This window comes from Desulfosporosinus paludis, assembly GCF_045689965.1.
Taxonomy (GTDB): Bacteria; Bacillota; Desulfitobacteriia; order Desulfitobacteriales; family Desulfitobacteriaceae; genus Desulfosporosinus; species Desulfosporosinus paludis.
Map to the genome: position 1 here is coordinate 2,107,070 of NZ_CP144211.1, position 22,146 is coordinate 2,129,215.

18 protein-coding genes, 1 pseudogene and 1 riboswitch are annotated in these 22,146 nt (G+C 42.9%); of the genes and pseudogenes, 11 read left to right on the plus strand and 8 right to left on the minus strand.

Annotated features, from left to right (window positions below; all coding sequences use genetic code 11):
- The first annotated feature begins 74 nt into the window (after positions 1–74).
- On the plus strand, positions 75–596 hold the full coding sequence (locus tag VZF35_RS10630) for a ferritin (RefSeq protein ID WP_407313447.1): 522 nt from the start codon (positions 75–77) through the stop codon (positions 594–596).
- A gap of 14 nt (positions 597–610) precedes the next feature.
- Here the strand turns inward: VZF35_RS10630 and VZF35_RS10635 are convergent, their stop codons facing one another.
- Positions 611–982, minus strand: coding sequence for an ArsR/SmtB family transcription factor (locus VZF35_RS10635; protein ID WP_407313449.1), 372 nt, complete (start codon positions 980–982; stop codon positions 611–613).
- A 132-nt stretch (positions 983–1,114) separates the two neighbouring features.
- Between VZF35_RS10635 and VZF35_RS10640 the strand changes: the two genes are divergently transcribed.
- From VZF35_RS10640 to chrA, 5 genes are read left to right on the plus strand one after another with little or no spacing between them, the layout of a single operon-like run.
- The gene (locus VZF35_RS10640; protein ID WP_407313451.1) at positions 1,115–1,255 is read left to right on the plus strand and encodes a hypothetical protein; all 141 of its coding nucleotides are present in this window, start codon (positions 1,115–1,117) and stop codon (positions 1,253–1,255) included.
- 55 nt (positions 1,256–1,310) lie between these two features.
- Entirely contained in the window at positions 1,311–1,712 is a 402-nt protein-coding gene (locus VZF35_RS10645) for a PadR family transcriptional regulator (protein ID WP_407313453.1), read from the plus strand.
- Positions 1,709–2,533 (plus strand): extracellular solute-binding protein, encoded by an 825-nt coding sequence (locus VZF35_RS10650; RefSeq protein WP_407313455.1) that lies wholly within the window; start codon positions 1,709–1,711, stop codon positions 2,531–2,533. The genes VZF35_RS10645 and VZF35_RS10650 overlap by 4 nt, the downstream gene beginning before the upstream one ends.
- A 38-nt stretch (positions 2,534–2,571) precedes the next feature.
- Complete coding sequence (locus VZF35_RS10655; RefSeq protein WP_407313457.1) at positions 2,572–2,715, plus strand: hypothetical protein; 144 nt, start codon at positions 2,572–2,574, stop codon at positions 2,713–2,715.
- Positions 2,709–3,830, plus strand: a complete 1,122-nt coding sequence (gene chrA / locus VZF35_RS10660) for a chromate efflux transporter (protein ID WP_407313459.1) — start codon at positions 2,709–2,711, stop codon at positions 3,828–3,830. The genes VZF35_RS10655 and chrA overlap by 7 nt, the downstream gene beginning before the upstream one ends.
- A 141-nt stretch (positions 3,831–3,971) precedes the next feature.
- Here the strand turns inward: chrA and VZF35_RS10665 are convergent, their stop codons facing one another.
- Entirely contained in the window at positions 3,972–4,376 is a 405-nt protein-coding gene (locus tag VZF35_RS10665) for an ArsR/SmtB family transcription factor (protein ID WP_407314575.1), read from the minus strand.
- A 197-nt stretch (positions 4,377–4,573) separates the two neighbouring features.
- Complete coding sequence (locus VZF35_RS10670) at positions 4,574–6,742, minus strand: heavy metal translocating P-type ATPase (RefSeq protein WP_407313461.1); 2,169 nt, start codon at positions 6,740–6,742, stop codon at positions 4,574–4,576.
- Positions 6,743–7,091: 349 nt separating this feature from the next.
- On the opposite strand from VZF35_RS10670, the gene VZF35_RS10675 reads away from it, so the two are divergent.
- The 4 genes from VZF35_RS10675 (at position 7,092) to metA (ending at position 14,544) form a co-directional block, all read left to right on the plus strand.
- Complete coding sequence (locus VZF35_RS10675; protein ID WP_407313463.1) at positions 7,092–7,457, plus strand: ArsR/SmtB family transcription factor; 366 nt, start codon at positions 7,092–7,094, stop codon at positions 7,455–7,457.
- 49 nt (positions 7,458–7,506) lie between these two features.
- A complete protein-coding gene (locus VZF35_RS10680; protein ID WP_407313465.1) occupies positions 7,507–11,736 on the plus strand; it encodes an acyl-CoA dehydratase activase-related protein in 4,230 nt (1,409 codons plus the stop codon).
- 124 nt (positions 11,737–11,860) lie between these two features.
- A riboswitch (SAM riboswitch) is annotated at positions 11,861–11,971 on the plus strand.
- 183 nt (positions 11,972–12,154) lie between these two features.
- Entirely contained in the window at positions 12,155–13,447 is a 1,293-nt protein-coding gene (locus VZF35_RS10685) for a homocysteine synthase (RefSeq protein WP_407313467.1), read from the plus strand.
- Positions 13,448–13,620: 173 nt separating this feature from the next.
- Positions 13,621–14,544, plus strand: coding sequence for a homoserine O-acetyltransferase MetA (metA, locus tag VZF35_RS10690; protein WP_407313469.1), 924 nt, complete (start codon positions 13,621–13,623; stop codon positions 14,542–14,544).
- A gap of 194 nt (positions 14,545–14,738) precedes the next feature.
- Here metA and VZF35_RS10695 read toward each other — a convergent pair whose 3' ends face one another.
- Complete coding sequence (locus VZF35_RS10695; protein ID WP_407307550.1) at positions 14,739–16,343, minus strand: IS1182 family transposase; 1,605 nt, start codon at positions 16,341–16,343, stop codon at positions 14,739–14,741.
- 223 nt (positions 16,344–16,566) lie between these two features.
- On the opposite strand from VZF35_RS10695, the gene VZF35_RS10700 reads away from it, so the two are divergent.
- Positions 16,567–17,187 (plus strand): hypothetical protein, encoded by a 621-nt coding sequence (locus tag VZF35_RS10700; RefSeq protein ID WP_407313471.1) that lies wholly within the window; start codon positions 16,567–16,569, stop codon positions 17,185–17,187.
- Positions 17,188–17,262: 75 nt separating this feature from the next.
- Here the strand turns inward: VZF35_RS10700 and VZF35_RS10705 are convergent, their stop codons facing one another.
- The 4 genes and pseudogenes from VZF35_RS10705 to cooS all read right to left on the minus strand — a co-directional run bounded on the left by VZF35_RS10705 (position 17,263) and on the right by cooS (position 22,009).
- A complete protein-coding gene (locus VZF35_RS10705) occupies positions 17,263–18,846 on the minus strand; it encodes an oleate hydratase (protein WP_407313473.1) in 1,584 nt (527 codons plus the stop codon).
- A gap of 179 nt (positions 18,847–19,025) precedes the next feature.
- On the minus strand, positions 19,026–19,595 hold the full coding sequence (dhaS, locus tag VZF35_RS10710) for a dihydroxyacetone kinase transcriptional activator DhaS (protein ID WP_407313475.1): 570 nt from the start codon (positions 19,593–19,595) through the stop codon (positions 19,026–19,028).
- A 153-nt stretch (positions 19,596–19,748) separates the two neighbouring features.
- Complete coding sequence (locus VZF35_RS10715; RefSeq protein ID WP_407313477.1) at positions 19,749–19,916, minus strand: hypothetical protein; 168 nt, start codon at positions 19,914–19,916, stop codon at positions 19,749–19,751.
- Positions 19,917–20,096: 180 nt separating this feature from the next.
- Positions 20,097–22,009, minus strand: a pseudogene (gene cooS / locus VZF35_RS10720) (anaerobic carbon-monoxide dehydrogenase catalytic subunit).
- Between the last annotated feature and the right edge of the window lie 137 nt (positions 22,010–22,146).

The following is a 22,146-nucleotide window of genomic DNA, read 5'->3' on the forward strand; positions in this document are numbered from 1 at the left end:
AACAACAGGAATTTGCCAAATGATGTAGAATATCTCTTAATAAAGAATTACCAAAAAAGAAAGGCGGTCTAGTAATGCAAAACGAGAAAATGATCCAAGCTATTAACGAACAAATCAACAAAGAACTCTTTTCAGCGTATTTCTATCTTGCCATGCAAGCGTATTTTTCATCCCTCAATCTCGATGGGTTTGCCAATTACTTTCGTGTACAAGTTCAAGAAGAACGAGATCATGCCTTAGGTTTCTTTAACTATTTGAATAAAATTGGCGGTAAGGTCACTTTAACAGAAATACAAAAACCTCAGAACGACTTTTCCAGCCCTCGCGAGGTCTTCGAACTTGCTTTAAAACACGAACAATTTGTAACACAATCAATATATTCCCTGATGGACATAGCTCGCGAAATCAAAGATCATACTTCAGAAATCTTTATCCAATGGTATATTACAGAACAAGCAGAAGAAGAGGAAAACATGGGACGAGTCCTCAATAAATTAAACCTCATAAAAGAAGATGGAGCAGGACTCTTTATGATCGACAGCGAACTCGCTCAACGATTATATACCCCGGCAGTGATTCCTGGAATAACGCTTTAATAATCTTATTCCTCCTAACGATCGGCAAGATGCCTCATTAAGGCTTCCCCTTCCTGAAATTGTTGGGCAAGTATTCTTTGAACGTTCTCCAGTATGGTTAACACTTCAGGGTATTTAATCCGATACATGACTTTTAAGCCTACTTTAGTCGAGGTAATTATTTGCTGTTTGCGCAAAATACTCAAATGTTGTGACAAATTCGATTGTTCAATGCCCAGTTCATCTATCAGCTCACAAACACACACTTCATTTCCGCATTTAGCCAATCGTTCGAGGATGCGGACTCTGGTAGGGTGGGCTAGCGCTTTAAAAAAGTCACTCTTCATAGATACGATCTGTACATCCATAAAAATCCCTCTAATTCCTTTTTGAATTATTTTATCCATAACTCCGAAATTACTAATATTATAATGTATTTTGACCGAAAAACAACGTTAATACTCTGTTCAGCTTTCATCTGCTTATCTTTTTGAAGCTACTATGAGAGCCCGTTTCCGTGAAGTGAACGGGCTTTTTTGATGTCCATCGATGAACCACTAATCCTAAAAATAGTTCGCGGCAAGAAAGACTCTTGCTCCCCTGAAGTTTACAGCGAACCCATCTCCACTTTAGATAAGAATAAATTCGTTAGTCAACAGAAGGATATTCTTGATGAATGACGAATAAGAATGAATAAACCTATATGCACAGTGACATTAGCTGAGGTGAGCACATATGAATGAAGAGACAATTGATAAATTCGAATTAACTATCCCCATCGAGCGTTCTATTCAAGCCGAATTACTTCTTTTACTAGGACAAAAGCCTTCACATGGCTATGAATTAATTCAACGCCTCAATGAGGTTGAGTTCAGAAGCGGGGAGGCCGATGCAGCGACCGTTTATCGAAATCTAAGACGGATGGATAAGGATGGATTGATTATATCCCATTGGGAAGTCGGGGATTCAGGACCTGGCAGGCGACTTTATAAATTAACACCTCAAGGAGAAGAGTCTTTAAAGGTGTGGGCAAAGTACATCGCCCACCAAAAGGCGAAGTTAGAGAATTTTTTAAAAGCTTATTTCCTGTTTGAAGAATCTTTAGCCGAGGAGAAAGATGGGGTGGACTTAACATGAATGGTTCTCACAAGACTGTAAGAATAATCCATGCCGGGGCACTACAGAATGTCATTGAACATTGCCTGAAACTTTTCACTGAACAAAACTCCTGTCTAACAGTCCAAACGAAGGGAGCTGGTTCTAGGGAATGCGCCAAGCGACTATTAGCCGGAGAAAATTATGACATCGTTGCTTTAGCTGACCAAGCACTGTTCGCCGAGCTATTAGTACCTGATCTGGTGGATAACTACTTTGTTTTTGCCGCGGATCAAATTGTTATCGGTCATACCCTTTCATCTCGAGGAGGCACAGGGATTACTCCAGAAAACTGGGTTGACATGTTGATTCAGTCACAAATTAGTTTTGCCCATTCTGACCATCATCTTGATCCTTGTGGCTATAGAACACTAATGGTTTGGCAATTGGCTGAAATCCATTACGGTCGGCCAGGTCTATGCTCCGCCTTAGAAACTGCCTGTATACCCTCGACTGTTTATCCTAAATCCCTGGACCTTGCCCAGGCCTTAATGAAAGGGAAGGTCGACTATGCGTTTCTATATTCCTCGGAAGCAAAACAGTTAGGGCTTCCCTCTATTGTCCTACCTGAGAAGATTAATCTTTCTAACCCTGCTTATGCCAATTTCTATGATCAGGCATCTGTAACAGTTGAAAGTAAGATTCCAGGAACTAATGTCATCATGCACGGTAAGCCGATAGAATTTGCCATTGGGATAACTAAAAAAAGCCAACATCCGGAATTGGCTCAGTCGTTTGTCGATCTTCTTACAGGACCGCTGGGTTCTGCCATTCTGGAGGAATATGGTCTGATTCCTTGTTGATTATATCGTCAACAACTTTGTGACGGGAGGTAATCAAGATGATGAAAACGGAACACAAGATTAGCCAAACGTTAAATCAACCTCGACTGGTAAGCCTCTTAGAAATTGCTAAAACCTTTCTTCACATAGGACTTGTATCTTATAGTCTAGCAGCTCTGGGGAAGCCAAGAAATCTTTGGTAGACAAAAAGAACTGGCTGACAGATGAAGAATACCTAAACGGTTTGGCCCTTTCCCAACTCTTGCCTGGAGCACCGACGGTTAATCTAAACACCTACATCGGATACTTCGTAAGGGGTTTTCCGGGAGCCTTTGTGGCTAGCATCTTTTTTGTAATTCCTTGTTTTGTGGCTATGATCGTTCTTGCTCATCTCTATCTAAACTATAACGACCTTCCCTTAGTATCCTCATTATTTAAAGGCGTAGGCGCTTTAGTTGTAGGGCTTGTTCTAAATACCATCTTAGATCTATGGAAAAAAGGAGTAAACACTCCACAATTGACAATCCTAGCAGTAGGCGGGTTTATCATGGTGTATTTGCTGAAAGTAAATATTTACGGCCTTCTTTTAGCAGCAGGAGCAGTCAGCCTCCTGTTCGCTATTCTGACCTATAAATTTACCGGTTGGAGTGCCGTTATGAATAAAAAGTTTTGGGCTGCTAAAAAGTCTGCTTCCAAAGATGCCTTAGTGATCAAACATGAGTTTAGCAAGAAAAAGTACGCGGGGATGTTATTGATGCTCGCTGTGCTCTTGGTTTTCAATTTTGCCCTTAATTTTAGGAATCCTACCTTCCGCAATCTTGGCAACACTTTATTTGGGATCGGTGGATTAACCTTTGGCAGTGGATATGCCATGTTGCCGTTCATTCAGGATGCTATGGTTCATCAATATCACTTTGTGACGGACAAAGAATTCGGGGTCGCTTTAGCTTTAAGCTTGCTTACGCCTGGTCCAGTCACAGTAATTTCCGCCTTTATCGGCTATAAAGTGGCAGGTATATTTGGGGCAGCGCTGGCTTTAGCCAATATGTACCTGCCTTCGTTTACTATTGTCAATGTTATTTCTGATCTTTATTCTCGTGCCGGCAAGGTTGAAAACGTTAAAATGGTTATTAGCGGGATAGTAGCAGCATTTTTCGGGACGCTTTGGGCCGTTATTATTAAATTGACGGGCAGTTCATTAGTTGATTGGCCTACATGCAGCCTAGCCTTAGCAGCTTTTGGAATACAGCGATTTACCAAAATTGATACCCTATGGATCATAATCGCCGGGGCATTAATCTCTTTGGTTATTTTCTAACCAGACGAATCCTTTTATCCCTCTTATCCTTATCATTACTCGTAACCAAAACAAGGAAACCCCGAAACAACTGTTCGAGGTTTCCTTATTTGCCTACTTCTTTCAGATAGCTATAACTATCGTGCTAAACACGTTGCCAGATTAACCTTCATCGATATGCTCCAATCCCTGGCGATAAAGTTCTGAAACATGAGAGTCATGCATAGAATAGTAAACCATCTTCCCCTCACGCCGATATTTGACAAGATCGTTATTTCTAAGTACCCGCAGTTGGTGGGAAGTTGCGGATTGGCTTAAGCCTAATAATTCGGCCAAATCACAAACACAGAATTCCGATTTTGCCAGGGCATCCATAATTCTGATTCTTGTCGGATCACCCAGCGTTTTAAATAATTCGGCCAAACTGTTCGCCCTATCAAGGGTAATCAATTGTTTGGCATATTTATCAATCACCTCATGATGTACACATAGAATGTCACATACGGCATCTTCTACAGTTTCATGTATATCGGCAGAGACATGAGCCACTGAATGTTTCGCAATCATGCTTTCACCCCAATTAAAATGATCCTTGCGTACCTTCATTTTAACATAGAGTGCTAACTTACTGCCACTATATCTGATCCAGATAGCAGAAACGCTGCACTTATCCTCACCTGCTTTTTTATTTGTAAACAGCTTTAGACGCCTGTTTCGAATCAAAATCCAAGCAATCCGCTGCTTTCCCGCTCGCGCTAAGAAAGTCAGTTTCTGAGAGAGGTTCTTTTTAGATGATTATACCTTCTGACCCGCATTGCATTCATAATAGCCAATAAGGCAACGCCTTCGTCAGCGAAAATCGCGATCCACATATTCGCCAGTCCGAAGACCGCCAGTAAAATAACTAACATCTTTATACCCAAGGCAAATCCAATATTTTGCCAAATGATTTTCTTGGTGTACCGTGCAATATCAATAGCCTCTAAGAGCTTGCTTGGTCGATCTTCCATGAACACGACATCCGCAGCTTCTATCGCTGCATCTGATCCTAGGCCCCCCATAGCAATCCCCACATCTGCTAATGTCAAGACAGGAGCGTCATTAATTCCATCACCCATAAACGCTACTTTACCTCGCTTGGTATCTTGACTGAGTGATTTAAGCCAAAAAACTTTATCCTCCGGCATCAAATTGGAATGATATTCACTTACGGCTATTTCTTCGGCGACCGCTCCAGCAACACCTGAATTATCTCCTGTAAGCATCACAGTCCGCATACCCATCTGGTTCAGGCGAAGAATTGTTTCTCGGGAATCTGCCTTCACCCGATCTGAAATCGTCAAGTACCCCGCATAATCTCCGTCTACCGAGATGTACACCTTAGTCCCCGGATCCTTATGACTCATCAGTCTTGGCATTGGTATCCCGGCATGCTCCAATAATTCTGCTTTTCCCACCAACACAGTTTTTCCGTTCAGTTGGGCTTGAATCCCTTTACCGCTTACTTCTTCGTAGCTTAGTATATCTGTTAAATTATTGCCGTTCGTTTCTTTCCCATATTTTTCACGAATTGATACTGCTATAGGATGAGAGGAATGAGTTTCCGCACTGGCAGCTATTTCTAAGAGCTCCGTCTGGGTAAACCCCTGTGCCGGGTTGATGTCTGCAACTTGGAAGATTCCTTCCGTCAAAGTTCCTGTCTTGTCAAACACTACAGTACGAATATCTGTCAATGCTTCTAAGTAGTTAGCACCTTTGATCAGAACCCCATGGCGTGAAGCACCGCCGATCCCGCCAAAATAACCTAAAGGTACTGAAATCACCAGAGCGCAGGGGCAAGAAATAACCAAGATTGTCAACGCTCTATAAAGCCATTCTTGAAAATTCCCGCCAAACAAAAGCGAAGGCACCAAGAATATCCCTAAAGCTGCCGCTACAACAGCAGGGGTGTAATAGCGTGCAAAGGCCGTAATAAACTTTTCTGTACTTGCTTTGTGAGTGCTGGCATTCTCAACTAAGTCTAAGATTTTTTGTACGGACGACTCAGCAAACACTTTTGTGACACGTATCCTCAGGACTCCCGTCGTATTAATCATCCCAGCGAGAACAGTGTCACCGACCTCAACTTTTCTGGGTACAGATTCCCCTGTCAGTGCCGATGTATCAACATACGAACTTCCGTGGACAATTTGGCCGTCTAAAGGAATTTTTTCTCCCGGTCGAGCTAAAATCAGCTGACCGACCTGGATTTCTTCAGGGTCCGCTTTGATCACATCCAGCTGATATATAAGATTGGCATACTCCGGCCGAAAATTCAGCAAGGCCTGAATAGAATGGCGGGAACGATTTACAGCCTGCTCTTCTAAAAATTCACCGACTGAGTAGAAAAGCATAACTGCGACAGCTTCGGGCAAAGCCCGGATAGCGATTGCTCCAACAGTAGCTAAGGCCATCAGAAAGTTTTCATCAAAGATTTGTCCATGAGAGATATTGCGGATGGCCTTAGCTAAGACTTTGAAACCTACGATAAAATAAGCCGTTAATAAAACAAAATCCTCAAGAACTCTCCCAGAACTGTTTTTCCAATACGCCTCAAAGCCTAGACCCACAACAAACAGCAAACACGCAGAAACAACACGTATAAGCCTTTGTTTCATTTCCTTAGCTGCGCTGGCGTTGTCTGAAGCAGCCGTTTCTTTCTTCATTTGGATCGGGACAAGTTTTACTCCTGCTTCTATTTTCTCCATGATAGCCTGAGCCTGGGCAACTCTTGAAGGAGGCAGAAAAACCGTTTTGGCCGCAAAATTGATTTTTGTTTCCCCTATTCCTTCCGTCGCACTGAGCACTCTCTCCATTTTGGCTGAACAATTAGCACAAAATTCTCCCTCAATGCGGTACTTCACTCGTTCTTCTAGAGATGCTTGTTCTGGCATAGTCTCACCTCCAAAATACATCCATGCTCATATGACTATATATTCATATGAAAAATAACACAATATCTGTACTTTTGCAACACAGAAATTTATGTACAACTATATGCTAGAGTATATGGACTTCCAAAATTTAGGCATCGTTGTCCTATATTTCATAACTTGGCATAAAGAAGAATAGGAGATTTTTATAGGGATTTAAAAAGTTGTTACAAATGAACTCGTTTCAATTAAGGCTTAAGATCGAGACTTCAGATTAAAGTGTAATGAAAACCTCTTAAAATAGACTGTTTACAAACATTCAAGCAATCATTATAATGTTTATTAGATAAACTAAAAAGGGGAAATCGCTTTGAATCATCTCGGTCATCACCTCTGTAATCCAGATTGCCACATTCCCCAGCAACGTTTAAGTGAATTAACTCACTCTCTTACCCAAATGGAGGGCGTGACGCCGATATTTAAAGCACTTGCGGATGAAACGCGAGTGAAAATAATTTATGCCTTACTCCAAGAACCAAATCTATGCGTTTGTGACCTCGCTCAGATTACTGATCTAACTGTCTCTGCGGCTTCTCACCATTTACGCCTGCTTAAAAATTTAGGACTGGCCCGTTCTCACAAAGAAGGCAAACTCGTACGCTATTGTATCCATGATGAGCACGTAAAAATTATTTTAGAAGAAGCGCTCAATCATTGTACCCACCTCCCAAGATAATCGACTTTCGAGGAACAATTCAGCACAATACGTCCAGTGGAGGATGAAAATGAGTAGAGTTTTAAATATTGGACTTGATGTAGGTTCCACAACTGTAAAAATTGTGGTATTAGAGAACCGGACGATAGTCTATAAAAATTATTTAAGACATTTTTCCAATATCCGTAATACGGTTGTTATGATGCTCGAGGATGCCAAAACCATTCTCCAAGGACATCCTTTAACCTTAATGGTTACAGGATCGGGAGGGTATAACATCTCTCAAACATTAGACGTTCCCTTTATTCAAGAAGTTATGGCCTGCTCCAATGCCATTAAGATTGTCATACCCAAAACTGACGCTGCCATAGAACTTGGCGGCGAGGATGCTAAGGTTACCTATTTCGGAGACTCGCTTGAGCAACGAATGAATGGAACTTGCGCAGGAGGGACTGGAGCCTTTATCGACCAGATGGCATCTCTGTTGCAAACGGACGCTCAAGGGTTAAATGAGCTTGCCAAAAACTATCATACCATCTATCCAATTGCGTCACGCTGCGGAGTCTTTGCTAAAACTGATATCCAGCCGCTCCTTAACGAAGGAGCGGCCAAAGAAGATATTGCAGTTTCAGTCTTGCAGGCTGTGGTTAACCAAACGATCAGTGGTTTGGCTCAAGGTCGTCCAATCACAGGAAACGTGGCTTTTTTAGGCGGCCCTTTATTCTTTCTTTCTGAGTTAAGAAAACGCTTTATTGAGACCCTTCAGCTTAATGACGAAAGCATTATTTTCCCGGACGATTCCCAATTTTTTGTGGCCATTGGCGCTGCGCTTTCGTCTCGTGATCAAGAACCCTTTACGCAGGAGTGTCTCTATGAGCGCGCTCCCATGATTTATAAAATCACCAATGAGGACAATGTGGATCTCCGCCCCTTGTTTAAAGACTCCGAAGACTATGAGTCCTTTAAACAGAGACACGCTCAGCACAAGGTTAAGCGCGTGGATTTAGAGAGCTATTCGGGAAATGCCTACCTGGGAATCGACGCAGGGTCAACGACAACAAAACTAGCCCTGATTGATGATGAGGGTGGCTTGCTTTATTCCTTCTACGGCAGCAATCAGGGAAATCCTTTGGAATCTACCATGGAAGCCCTTAAGACTCTTTACGGTAAGCTCAATCCAAATATTACGATTATCAATTCGACCGTTACCGGTTACGGAGAACATCTCATCAAAGCCGCACTAAAAGTTGACATCGGTGAAATTGAAACTGTCGCTCATTACACGGCTGCTAACTTTTTCTTGCCGGGTGTTGATTTTGTTCTGGACATTGGTGGTCAGGACATGAAAAGTCTCGTCATTCGCAATGGGGTCATCGAGTCTATCACCTTGAATGAAGCCTGCTCATCAGGATGTGGCTCTTTTGTGGAGACTTTTGCTCAATCTCTCAATATGAGTGTCCAAGAATTTGCCAAGATCGGACTGGAAGCTAAGCATCCCGTAGATCTAGGGACACGTTGTACCGTCTTTATGAACTCCAAAGTCAAACAAGTTCAGAAAGAAGGCGCAGAGGTTAGTGATATTTCAGCCGGTATCTCCATTTCCGTCATTAAAAACGCCCTGTTCAAAGTAATCCGTTTGAGGAACGCTGATGAACTCGGGAAAAGGATCGTCGTCCAAGGAGGAACATTCTATAACGACACAGTCCTCAGAGCCCTTGAGCAGCTTGCCCAACGTGACGTCGTGCGTCCTGATATTGCTGGGATTATGGGTGCCTTCGGAGCTGCCTTGCTTGCTAAAGAGCGCTTTGTGTCAGGTCATCGAACAACTCTCTTACCTTTAGAAGAGCTCCAAGAACTCTCTTCGGAAACCACCATGAAGCGCTGTGGATTGTGCGGAAATAACTGTCTTGTTACGATTCGGCGTTTCTCCAACGGCAACGAATTTTTTTCCGGAAATCGTTGCGAACGAGGAGAAGGCAAAACCATCGTAAAATCTGAAATTCCTAACCTTTTTGCCTATAAATATAAACGAGTCTTTAATTATACTCCTTTAGCTCCATCACAAGCCACGAGAGGAACCATCGGGATTCCTAGAGTTTTGAACGTTTATGAAGATTACCCCTTCTGGTTCACCTTCTTTACAGAATTGAACTATCGTGTCATCCTTTCGGGTCGATCTTCAAAACCGCTCTATGAGCTCGGCATGGACACAATCCCTTCAGAATCCGCTTGCTACCCCGCTAAGCTGGCCCATGGTCATCTTGCAGATTTAGTGAAAAAAGGGGTAACCAAACTATTTTACCCTTGTATTCCTTATAATCGCACTGAAGATCCCGACTCCAATAATCACTACAATTGCCCTATCGTCACATCATATCCTGAAACCATTAATGCCAACATGGATATTCTCCGAACCCCTAATATAACCTTTTATCACCCTTTCCTGCCCATCGATAACCCTCGCAGAATGGGCAAACGTTTAATTCAAGAGTTAGCTCCGGAAGGAATCCCCAAACCTGAAATCCTCAAGGCAATGGAAAAGGCCTATGCTGAATTAGACAAGTATCGAAACGATGTGCAAAAAAAGGGAGAAGAAGCCCTCCAGTATATCCAAGACCATCAACTTAAAGGAATTGTCCTGGGTGGGAGGCCCTATCACATTGATCCGGAAATTAATCACGGAATACCAGAAATGATTCAAGCGTACGGATTTGCAGTTTTGGCGGAAGACTCTATTAACCATTTGGGCCAGGTTGAGCGCCCCCTGCGTATTGTAGATCAATGGGTATATCATACCAGATTATATGCTGCCGCGAGCTATGTAGCCCAACAGAAGTCTCTAGAATTGATCCAATTGACATCCTTCGGCTGCGGCCTGGATGCGGTCACCACAGATCAGGTTAAGGAAATCATTGAGTCCTACGGAAAGATCTATACCGTTTTGAAGATTGACGAAATTAACAATTTAGGGGCTGCTCGAATCCGTGTGCGTTCTTTAATTGCCGCCATCCAAGAACGTGATAAACGGAACGTGATCCCAGAAAAACTCATCACCAAACGCCCACGTGTGATTTTTACCAAAGAAATGAAAAAGACCCATACCCTTTTAGTTCCCCAGATGTCCCCTATTCACTTTCAGTTTCTCCAGACCGGCTTTGAAATGGCAGGCTATCGCCTGGAAATTTTACCTTCCGTTGATAAATCCGCCATTGACGAAGGCCTGAAATACGTTCATAACGATGCTTGCTACCCTGCTATTATTGTCGTCGGACAAATCATGAAGGCCTTAGGTTCGGGCAACTATGATTTAAGCAACACCTCCGTGATCATCTCCCAAACCGGCGGAGGGTGTCGAGCCACGAATTATATCGCTTTCATCCGTAAAGCTTTAGCGGACGCCCATATGGAACATGTCCCCGTTGTGGCCTTAAACACGGGAAACTCCTCAAGTTTAGAACAGAATCCGGGCTTTAAAATTACCCTTTCGATCTTTAGAAAGCTTATGCAGGGTTTGGTTTACGGAGACCTTCTGATGCGCGTCCTCTACAAGATACGCCCTTATGAACTTATTCCAGGTTCGGCCAATCGTTTGTATGATAAATGGGTTAAACAATGCCAGGAATCCCTGAAAACCGGCAAACGAAAGGACTTTATCCAAAACGTTCGTCGGATCGTTACGGACTTCGACAATCTTCCCATTCACGAAGATTGGATCAAACCGAAGGTTGGCGTAGTCGGAGAAATCCTCGTTAAGTTTCACCCCACAGCAAACAATAACATTGTGGAACTGCTGGAAGCCGAAGGCGCTGAAGCCGTTGTCCCCGATCTTGCAGACTTCCTTTTATACGGCGCCTTTGATAATCGTATCAAGTATGAGCAATTGTCAGGAAAATTTTGGAGTATGGTTTCCGGTAATTTTTCTATCGGCCGGATCGAGTCCTATCGACGTGAGATGAAAAAAGCCCTTGAAGCCAGTATACGCTTCACCGCCCCCAAACCTATTGATGAGATAGCTAAGTATGCCCAAAACCATCTCTCGCTTTCCAACCAATCGGGAGAAGGCTGGTTCCTTACAGGAGAGATGGTCGAATTGATTCGAAGTGGGGTCAACAATATTGTGTGTTTGCAGCCCTTTGCCTGCTTGCCGAATCATATCACAGGGAAAGGTATGTTCCGAGAGATCCGCCGCTCCTACCCAGGGGCAAACATCGCCCCGATCGACTATGATCCGGGAGCAAGCGAAGTTAATCAGCTCAATCGGATAAAGCTGATGTTGTCTGTAGCAATGGATAATCTCTAAAAGCCATAACCTTAGGTTGATCAGAAAAGCTAAGGCGTGATCAGCCATTATTTTCCTACTTGACACGGACTCCGCTTTGTTTTATAGTAGCTATAATCCATTTGAGACAACTAAATATTAATTTCTCTTATCAAGAGCGGCGGAGGGACTGGCCCTATGATGCCCGGCAACCTATAGCTCAGCTATGAGGTGCTAATTCCAACAGAACCAATAAATAGGTTCTGAGAGATGAGAGTAGCGTGTTAAATAATGTAACGGCCGCTTCTCTGAAGCGGCCGTTTTTATTTACTATCGAAACTCCCACCGAACTTACCCATCCTACCAAGGGATAAACTTGATTCCCCGAATACCTATGATAAGACATAGGTAAAAATCATCAACCCGAAGAAAATCAGCATATTAAAGGGAGGAATTTACGATGACTCAAGAACGTCAATTAGGATTTGAAACCATTTCTTTGCATGGAGGACAAAACCCAGATTCAGCAACCAACGCCCGAGCCGTACCGATATACCAAACGTCTTCCTTTGTTTTCAACGACACTGAGCACGCAGCTAACCTCTTTTCATTAAAAGAACCAGGCAACATCTATTCTCGGATTATGAACCCTACCCAAGATGTTTTTGAACAGCGCCTGGCCCTTCTAGAAGGCGGAGTTGGGGCACTCGCAACATCATCAGGTCAAGCAGCAATTACGTATGCCATTCTCAATATTGCCCAAGCAGGGGATGAAATTATTGCCTCAGGCTCTCTCTATGGTGGTACCTACACTCTGTTTGCCTATACTTTTGCAAAACTAGGGATCAAAGTCCACTTTGTCAATGGTGATAAGCCGGAGGAATTCCGAGCTAAAATCACAGAGCGGACTAAAGCCTTATATACTGAAACCATCGGCAATCCTCAAATTAATGTCGCTGACCTAACGGAACTTGCCGATATCGCCCACGAAAATGGCCTTCCTCTGATCGTAGACAATACCTTTGCCTCTCCTTATTTATGCCGGCCCATCGAGCATGACGCTGATATCGTTGTTCACTCTGCCACTAAATTTATCGGCGGACATGGTACTTCGATAGGAGGAGTCATTATCGACTCTGGAAACTTCGCTTGGGATAACGGCAAATTCCCCGGACTGAGTGAGCCCGATCCCAGCTACCATGGCATCGTCTATACCGAAGCCTGCGGTAAGGCAGCCTTTATCACTAAAGCTCGGGTCTCCCTGCTGCGGGACACTGGAGCAGCGCTTTCTCCATTTAACTCCTTCTTGTTTTTACAGGGTTTAGAAACCCTCCCCCTCCGTATGGACAGACACGTTGCTAACGCCCAAAAAGCGGCAGAGTTTCTGAATAGCCATAAATTCGTCACATGGGTTAATTACCCAAGTCTAACCAATAGCCCTTACCACGCCCTTGCCCAGAAGTATTTACCCAAAGGTTCCGGAGCAATCTTTACCTTCGGAGTCAAAGGTGGTCTTAAAGAAGGAGAAAAATTCATTAACGCTCTAAAATTGTTCTCACATTTAGCCAACGTAGGAGATGCCAAATCTCTGGTCATCCACCCGGCTAGCACCACGCATCAGCAACTTGATGAAGAATCCCAACGCGCCGCCGGGATTTCACCCGATATGATCCGCCTCTCCATCGGTTTAGAGACGATCGATGACCTCCTATATGACCTAGACCAAGCCTTACACGCCAGTCAAAGAAGTTAAAGGGATATCGCGGCTCAAAACTTGAGCAGAGCTTGCCTTACTGGCTAGCCGGAGACCATAATAATAAAGCTAGAGACATAACTCATCGTCGACCGATCGATGTTCAATATCCGGATGTTGAATTTCGTACTTCGCACATTGAGCCTCGTGCCTAGAAAAGGTGGTTAGTTTATATGCCTATCAAAGTTCCTGAACATTTACCGGCCATGGAGATACTCAACCGCGAAAACATCTTCGTCATGGGAGATGAACGCGCTTATCACCAAGATATCCGCCCGCTGAAAATTGTGATCCTCAATCTTATGCCCCGCAAAGAAACCACTGAAACTCAACTATTGAGACTTCTCGGAAATTCTCCTTTACAGGTCGAAATCACTCTTTTGCGGATCGAAAGTCATCTTTCCAAAAACACCTCTCAAGAACACTTGGATGCTTTTTACAAAAGCTTCAATGATATCAAAAATCACAACTACGACGGTATGATCATCACCGGAGCACCTGTAGAACATCTGGAATTTGAAGAGGTAACCTACTGGAGCGACCTTCAGACCATTATGGACTGGACAAAAACCCATGTTACCTCCACGTTTCACATCTGCTGGGGGTCCCAAGCAGGCTTGTATCATCACTATGGTATCCCCAAATACCCTTTGACGGAAAAGATGTTCGGTATCTTTCAACACGATGTTAATAAAAGCGGCCTCAATGGCTCACAGCTCCTGCGGGGTTTCGACGACGAATTCTACGTTCCCCATTCCCGCCACACGGAAATCAAACGCAGTGATCTTGCTAAGCACCCGGAGTTAGAGATTCTGTCCGAATCCGACGAAGCCGGAGTCTATATTGTGGTTTCTAAAGACGGGCGTCAGGTGTTTGTTTCAGGGCACTCTGAGTACGATGCATTAACCCTGAAGGAAGAATACGACCGTGATCTCGCCAAAGGTCTGCCTATTACTTTCCCCAAAAACTATTTTCCCAGCAACGACCCCGCAAAGACCCCCGTTCACAAGTGGCGTTCCCACACAAATTTACTTTTTCAGAACTGGTTGAATTATTATGTCTATCAAGAAACGCCTTATGATCTTGGTGGACGCTAAATAGCCTATGTGGTGCAAGGAAAGAAGGGAGTGTCGCAAAACTACTATTTTGAAGTAGCAAGCGATGCTCCCCATTTCTTTTTACTGTGGAAAATATTAAGTGGTTTGATTGCAATGCTCAATCTCTATTTTCTACTTAAATTTGTGTATAGCAAAATAAGCCTTCTAGATGAGACTGTTTTTTCGACCCCTTTTTAAGCCGTTTTTAATGGATGAAGGGGTTTACCAATTCGTTCATTCTGTATTTTAGCGTGAAGTTTATTCACGTTATACCCAAAACACAGCAGCATAAATTCAGTTTTTACACTGTTTTTACCTCGTGTCAAAAAGCGATTAAAGTTATAGTCATTTTTGAGTACCCCAAAGGCTCCTTCGACCTGTATGGATCGATTTACTCTGAGTAGTCTCCCTTTTTCGGTGGTAATGTTTCCGTACGATACCTGGCGTTTGGCCACAAACGTTTTAGATACTTGCATTCTTCGATTGCCTTTAGCTTTTGTACATTGACTTTTACAAGGACAATCACGGCAGTCTTCACATTCATAGATCGTGATTTCAGATCGGTAGCCCGTTGCCGATGTTCGATGGGTAATTCCCACTAGTTTGAGTTGTTTTCCGTTATGACAGGTGTATTCATCCATTTCTGCATTGTAAACCATGTTTTCTCGCTTGCTGATATCCTTTTTGAAGCGTTTCTTTTTCCATTGTTCATAGGTTTGCGGCTTTATGTAGCAGGTCTGCTTTTTCCCTTCGAGATAAAGATAATTCTCCTCACTCTCATAACCAGAGTCTGCAGTAACATTTTCATAATGGGCCTGTAGTTTAGATTCCAGCGTGTTTAAGAAAGGGATGAGTGTGGCTATGTCGTTACGATCCTGGAAAATCCCAACCCCTGTTACATATTCACTTTCCACGCCAATCTGAACATTGTAAGCCGGCTTTAACTGAGCGTTGCGCATATGGTCATCTTTCATATGCATGAAGGTCGCATCAGGATCGGTTTTGGAGTAGCTATTTCTTCCTTCGAAGAATTGGTGATGTCTGTTGTACTTTTCTTGACGGGTATAGAATTCCTTCAGGTCTTCTGTAAACTTTTGTAGCTTTGATTTCCGTTTTCCAATACCATGGACAAATTCAATCTGCTCTTGCTGACGTTTTTCTTCTAGGTAGGAGAGGGCCGCCTTAAGGTCCTTAAGTAACGTTTCTTTGGTTGCCTTGAAGTCCTTTAGATAGGTCAAATTGATCTCCTCAAGACAGGATTGAATTTTCAAGAACATTTTGGTCTCATTCTTAGTAACGACTTTCTTCCAGACAAACGTATAACGGTTAGCATTGGCTTCAATTTTTGTTCCATCGACAAAAAGGTTCTTAAACTCTACTTCCCCAAGCTTGTGTAAATACGTCACCATTTGGAAAAAGAGGTCTTCTATGGATTCCTTTAAATAGTTCTTCCGAAATCGAGCAAGGGTGCTGTGGTCTGGTGCCTTGCATCCTTCCAACAACCACATGAAGTTAATGTCTCTTTTACAAGCAACTTCAATCTTGCGGCTTGAGTAAATGTTGTTCATATAGGCATAGGCTACTACTTTGAACAGGATTTTGGGTTCGACTACAGGTTTTCTTCCAGTGGAAGAGTAGGCCTGATACAACGCTTCGTAATTCAATCCCTCCAAAATGTGGCTTAGCAGTCGAACTGAGTCATCCTCCGGTATTAACACATCAAAATTAAATGGTAGAACTAATTGATAGTGTCCACTTAATTCAGTATAATTTTTAGAGTGTAATTTGGTTGTTAGCATAACTCAAATTATACGACAACTGCGGGTTCTTTGGGACCTGCAGTTTTGTTTCTAGTAGGAAAAGGGGCGTTGCTTACGAACTATTTTAGTTCGTTTTGCAACGCCCCCTTTTATTCTTATCTAAACCTTATTTTGAACGTATCTTTTCCATAAATGCTGCTAGCAAATGTAATAGTTCTCGTAAAGCAGGGAAAACTAATGTTAGAAATTAGAGGTGATATGTATGAGAAAGATAAATGATAGGTTTTGGTTAGGTCTCATATCAGGTCTGGGGGGGAATATCGCTAAAATAATAACAGAACAGGTTTTTACTAAAATTGGTTATACGAAAACGAATGGTTATACAACCGCAGCCGGAATTTTCTTGAAAAAGTCCAGAGTTGCATCCCCATCTGGGAGAGCTGTGGGGATTATTGCTGACAATATGATTGCTGCAGGGCTTGGAGTAACCTGTATATATTGGCTTACTCTTATGGGGAAAGATAAGCTTCTGTTAAAAGGAGCTGGATTAGGGGCAGCCGAATGGGCTGCACTATACGGAGTCTTTTCTAAACTTGGTGCAACGGCAATATACCCTGTAAAACCTGAAGATGCAATCGCCACTTTTATATCCCATCTTGTGTTTGGTATGACGAAAATTACTATTGCAGTCAATTTAGGAGATAGCCGTTTATTTAAGCCTAAAAATTTAACCTTAGAAATTAATCACCCCCAAAATCTTGCATCCGAAATTAAAGAAAAAAACAATAATTTGCAACCTCAAAAATTGCTTGGTAAAAAGAGATATGTACACAGTTCGGATAACTCCCATAGGTCCTTAGCCCACTTACAATCACATACATAAGCACAAAGAGGAAGCACATGACATTCTGTTTCTTCCTCTTTGTGCGTCTCCAACTTCCTTAACTTTCACGCTTCCCTATCTATAGGAAGTGATAAATGCGCTAAACAATGTTCGAATATCATACTGATACTGACTTATGGGAGAAATTTCTTTTTGAATACCAAAAAGCTTGTAAACAGCGATTCTTGCAGCACGCACGGAGTATTCTTCTGTGAAGACTACATCATCCGGAATCTCACAGAACTGACCGACAAAGGCCAGATTCGTTGATCCCTCCGGCACAACCTGTGGGCGGTCACCCAATGCTCTCGGCATAAACTGGGAGGTTATGAAGGGCATCATGCAGGGGACGCAATTGGCCGTAGTGAGTATTTCATCTCTATCTTCCTCAAATTTCAGATGATTTAAGAGCTCTGTCAGTATCTCTTCACCGGAGCATTCACTCATCTTCTTCTTCACATAATCTCCGATGTTGTCAGGATATAGCCCGTATCCCCAGAAAACTTTAACGCTTTCCGGCTGATTCAGGAAGTGAGGTTGGTGAGCCAACACGATTGACATAAACCAACTTGAATCCTTAAAGGTCACTAAAGCACCTGATCCTGCTTTGTTACGAGAAAATTTTTCCATCAAATCAAAAAACTTGGAATTCTGACACGTGACCGTGAAAGATTCCCACTTAGAACCGTCAATGTCCTCATCAAACGATGCTGGGTTTCCTAAACCCGGCTTTTTCTGAGCAATCCTATCCCATAGATTCCATGAGTTCCCTTTGCCCTTTAAGACAGGGGCTTGAGTCATAGAACCAAGGCTGTAACCATCCGTCATGGAACCATTCGTTATAATAACCCGATCTCCGTCATTAACCTTGATCATACCCTGTTCATTCTTTTGGGTATAGTGAATCCCTGTAACCGTAATGCCGTCCAAATCTTTAAAGTCAAGATCCGTAACTGAGCATTTCAGGTTAAAGTCAACCCCATGTTGATCTAAATACTTTTTTAAAGGAAGAATAATGGAGTCGTATTGATTATACGGAGTCCTAGTGACTCCTTCCAGTGTCTGGATCCTGCGAAATTCATGCATAAAACGAATCATGTAGCGTTTAAATTCGACCGCACTGTGCCATGGTTGAAAAGCAAAGGTGGTCGCCCACATATACCAGAAGTTAGTCGCGAAAAAATGCGGTCCAAACCAATCCTTGATTCTAGCTTTACCCATTTTTTCCTCAGCAGTCATTATAAGTTTGGCCATTGCTAGGCGATCGCTTAAATCGAACCCCATTGACATGACATCTTCAATCTCCGCGTTCTTATTAACTAGTCTCGCCTTAGCATGGGTGGGATGCGCCGTATCGAATTCTACGATTTCAGCACGCACAGACTTATCAGGGTTACTTAGAGAGGGAATCGAACTTAACAGTTCCCAAGTATTTTCATACGCTTCATCATTGAGCATTCTGCCGCCACGGATTACATATCCTTGCTCGGGGTCCCCAGCTCCGTCATTACTTCCCCCGACAATGTTCATCTCTTCAATAATATGAATAGCCTTACCGGGAAAACCACCATCCCTAATCAAATAAACAGCACCAGCAAGGGACGCCAAGCCGCCGCCGATAAAGTAAACATGCTTGTTTTCATAACTTTCCTTCATCATTATTCTCCTCCAAATCGTTAGTCTCAGTTTCTCATTAGAACTGACACCTTATTTATACCGTTTGGAAGCTCAAATGACTATGAACAATAAAGCCATGATGTTTAAAATCCATACATAGGCTAAGAATTGTCTAGTTCCTTTCGTGTATTTGATACAAAAAGCAGCGACAACCATCTCGGTTATAACTGCTTCTTTTCATATCTCCGTAATGCACTGACGAAATTACCTTCCACCAGCTCACTCAGCTTTTCAATTATGACTTCGGGCTTTTCTTTCATCTCTGTTTTCATCCATTGAATTACCAAACCTATAAATGCCAATGTATAGAAATTAGCCATGAAGGTTTTATCCTCGTCCTTCACGTTCATACCTTGAGATACTTCATCGACAACACCAATCAGCAAACCAAAGGCAATCGAATGCAGAAAGGAGTCGAGATGATCTCTTCCTAAAGAATTGAGCGTATTGTGACAAAAGGCTTTGTTTCTCTCAATATATAGGAAAATCTTTAAAAAGCCATCTTCCCAAGTAGTATAAGTTTTGGAATCGGCGATACTCTCGACGGCCTCTGTTTTATAGATCCAGCCTAATAAATCAAAAATATCCTGAAAATGATAATAGAACGTTTGCCGATTAAGCTCGCAATCGTCAACAATTTCTTGAACAGTGATTTTATTTAAAGGGATCTTCTCCATTAAATGTTTCAAAGAGGTTGCCAGCGCTTTTTTGGTCAGAGAGGACTTGGGCATGCTGTTTCCACCTTTATGAGTAAATCTAAACTCTCAATATTATAACACAAAGGGATAAAGTTCTCTCGATGCAAGCACCTCAAAGAAAGCTATCGAAACAGCATGCTTGTCAATAGGTTTCAGATATTACCTACCCTTACCCTTATCCTTCTCCTAGGCCTCTGCCATAGTGTCGATTCTGGCCATGTCGAAAAGTTGCTTAGTGACACTTAAGATATCATCGATTGTCGCGGCGATTTGTTCAGTGGCAGCAGCCTGATTATCGGAGGTAAGACTTGTTTTAACAATTTGTTGTGCAATCGTTTCTATGGCGTCTTTCACATGCTTTAAATGCCCTTACGTTGTGGGTAAAACAATTCACGAGCCATAGGCATCTAAAGATAACAATAGGTGGATAGATCCTGTAACTGATCTATCCACCTATTTATCGTTTTTCACTGGGAAGTACGGCCAATTTTAGTGTTTCCCTTATGTCCTCATCTCAACGTTTCTTGGGATCAATTAGCTTAGCCCTAACCCTTTCCTCTTAGCTAAAATATGGCTTTCAATATTATTGGCAACTTCCACAGGATCGTCTCCAAGAGCGATCTTCCCTCCAGTTAGCCCTTCGACATCCTGAGTCAAGAGCTTCACGAGTTGGGGCGCCCCTGTAACAAAGGGAGTCGGAGATAGATGGGTATAGGCACCATAAGCGACAGCGAACACACCATCAATCGTGGCTTTTTGCTCCATCCATTCAGGGGCTGTCACAGCGATCGGTAACTGAGGGATATCGACGTCCAGATGATCTGCCAGTGCTGTGACCAACATAGAAATTCTGCCCGTATCCGTACAGGTACCAAAACTCAAGACCGGCGGAATCTTTAAAGCGCTGCATACTTCTCCTAACCCTTTACCAGCCATATTAATAGCATCAAGGTTGCAAAGACCTGCCACTTCCAGAGCATGATTGCCACAGCCGCCAGCTACGACCAAGATATCTTTTTTAATTAATTCCTTCGTTAGGTTCACAGTGTTCCAGTCTTGTGGGCCATTTCTTAAGGTGGAACAGTTCGCTAAAGCCACAACTCCTTTGATCTTGCCGGCGGCAATGACATCGACAAGAGGATCAAGCTTGTTGCCTAGAGCTCCCAAGACTGCTTCCGTAGAAAATCCTGCAATCGCTTTTTGGGTAATCTTTGGAACCTTGGCGACAATTTTTCCATGGCGCTTTTTAAAATTTTCAATACCTAAATTAATAAGCTGATCCGCCATGCTTTCAACATCACTGGGGTGATACGGAATTTTATGTTCTAGTCCCGGAACTCCGATAATTGTACTGACACTCACCAGAGTGACCTGATATTTCTCTGCATACATATCAATAGCCGGAGGAGAACAGTTCTCCTCCATAGCCAGAACATCGACAGTCCCCGTGGCTAGAAGAGGTTCTATAGAGAGCCAATTCCCCATAAGCCCTACGAAAACATCATCCATTTCAAACCTTTGAATCAATTCCTGCCCGGTTTCGATAGAACCAACGATTCTTACCCCTTTCGCCCCTGCCGCTTTAGCCTTAGCTTGGATTTCGGGGATTCTGGCCTTTTGAATGGTTGCAACGCCCGCCCATGGTTGGTGCCCATTAAAGACGATATTGATGTAATCCGGGTCCATAATTCCTAAATCGACGGTTACCTCATGCGGTTGAGGAGTGCCAAATAAAATATCCTGAACCATTTCCAGCCCGATCTGGGCATTATAAATCGTAGCCAGCCCTAAACGCAAGGCTTTAAGCGCTAAGGAAACATAATCTCCATCAACATTCGTTAAACAGCTCGCCACAGAGTTCTGTTCTTCATGAACTGCACCTGCCGGATAAATATGTAGGTCTCTCCAGACCTGCTTTCTCTTTTGGGAGCAAATGCTTCAACCATGAGATTGGGCTCTTCTGTTCCAATGTTCATTTGATGATTAAGCAAATCTGCCAATTGAATGGCCATCTGATTGACATCTTGATTGGCGTTAATGCCGAGCGTCTCACACATCCACTTCAATTTATTAGGATCAGTAATTTTAAACGGTGTTTTTCCCTCACCCGTTGCCCGAAGAGTGCGAAAAGCCTCATAAGCGTGATGACTATAGGTTCCTGCCCCCATTATATTTTGCAGTAACAGCTTTCTCATAGCCATGGCATCCGGCCCGATTCCGCAGACTCCTTTGTCCTGCCCACCTTTCTCACTGATCCGGCAAGGACCCTGTGAACACTGTTGACAGCTTAATCCTTGTAAACAAAAATTACAGCGAATTTTTTCCTGTTTAGCCCAGCGATCAAAAACATTGGACATTCCGTCTTCTCGAATTCTAGGCAACATTTCCTCTACTGAATCATGATAACTTACCCGTCCTTCTGAGCGTTCTAAAATCGTTTCATTCATTACCTATCCCCCTTTATTAATTGCTAAAGAAAGTTTGCTCATCAGAATGCTTAAATATGTACATGCTATAACAGAACTAACATACTCCATTATTTCTCCGGCAGATTTTGTCAGGTCTCGCTGAAGTTTTTAATTAG

Coding starts and splice junctions, on each gene's coding strand:
- VZF35_RS10650 (WP_407313455.1), top strand. CDS start 1,709: ATGAATGGTTCTCACAAGACTGTAAGAATAATCCATGCCGGGGCACTA.
- VZF35_RS10685 (WP_407313467.1), top strand. CDS start 12,155: ATGACTCAAGAACGTCAATTAGGATTTGAAACCATTTCTTTGCATGGA.
- VZF35_RS10705 (WP_407313473.1), bottom strand. CDS start 18,846: ATGATGAAGGAAAGTTATGAAAACAAGCATGTTTACTTTATCGGCGGC.
- VZF35_RS10645 (WP_407313453.1), top strand. CDS start 1,311: ATGAATGAAGAGACAATTGATAAATTCGAATTAACTATCCCCATCGAG.
- VZF35_RS10630 (WP_407313447.1), top strand. CDS start 75: ATGCAAAACGAGAAAATGATCCAAGCTATTAACGAACAAATCAACAAA.
- VZF35_RS10640 (WP_407313451.1), top strand. CDS start 1,115: ATGTCCATCGATGAACCACTAATCCTAAAAATAGTTCGCGGCAAGAAA.
- VZF35_RS10670 (WP_407313461.1), bottom strand. CDS start 6,742: ATGCCAGAACAAGCATCTCTAGAAGAACGAGTGAAGTACCGCATTGAG.
- VZF35_RS10635 (WP_407313449.1), bottom strand. CDS start 982: ATGGATAAAATAATTCAAAAAGGAATTAGAGGGATTTTTATGGATGTA.
- dhaS (WP_407313475.1), bottom strand. CDS start 19,595: ATGCCCAAGTCCTCTCTGACCAAAAAAGCGCTGGCAACCTCTTTGAAA.
- VZF35_RS10655 (WP_407313457.1), top strand. CDS start 2,572: ATGATGAAAACGGAACACAAGATTAGCCAAACGTTAAATCAACCTCGA.
- metA (WP_407313469.1), top strand. CDS start 13,621: ATGCCTATCAAAGTTCCTGAACATTTACCGGCCATGGAGATACTCAAC.
- VZF35_RS10680 (WP_407313465.1), top strand. CDS start 7,507: ATGAGTAGAGTTTTAAATATTGGACTTGATGTAGGTTCCACAACTGTA.
- VZF35_RS10700 (WP_407313471.1), top strand. CDS start 16,567: ATGAGAAAGATAAATGATAGGTTTTGGTTAGGTCTCATATCAGGTCTG.
- VZF35_RS10665 (WP_407314575.1), bottom strand. CDS start 4,376: ATGATTGCGAAACATTCAGTGGCTCATGTCTCTGCCGATATACATGAA.
- VZF35_RS10695 (WP_407307550.1), bottom strand. CDS start 16,343: ATGCTAACAACCAAATTACACTCTAAAAATTATACTGAATTAAGTGGA.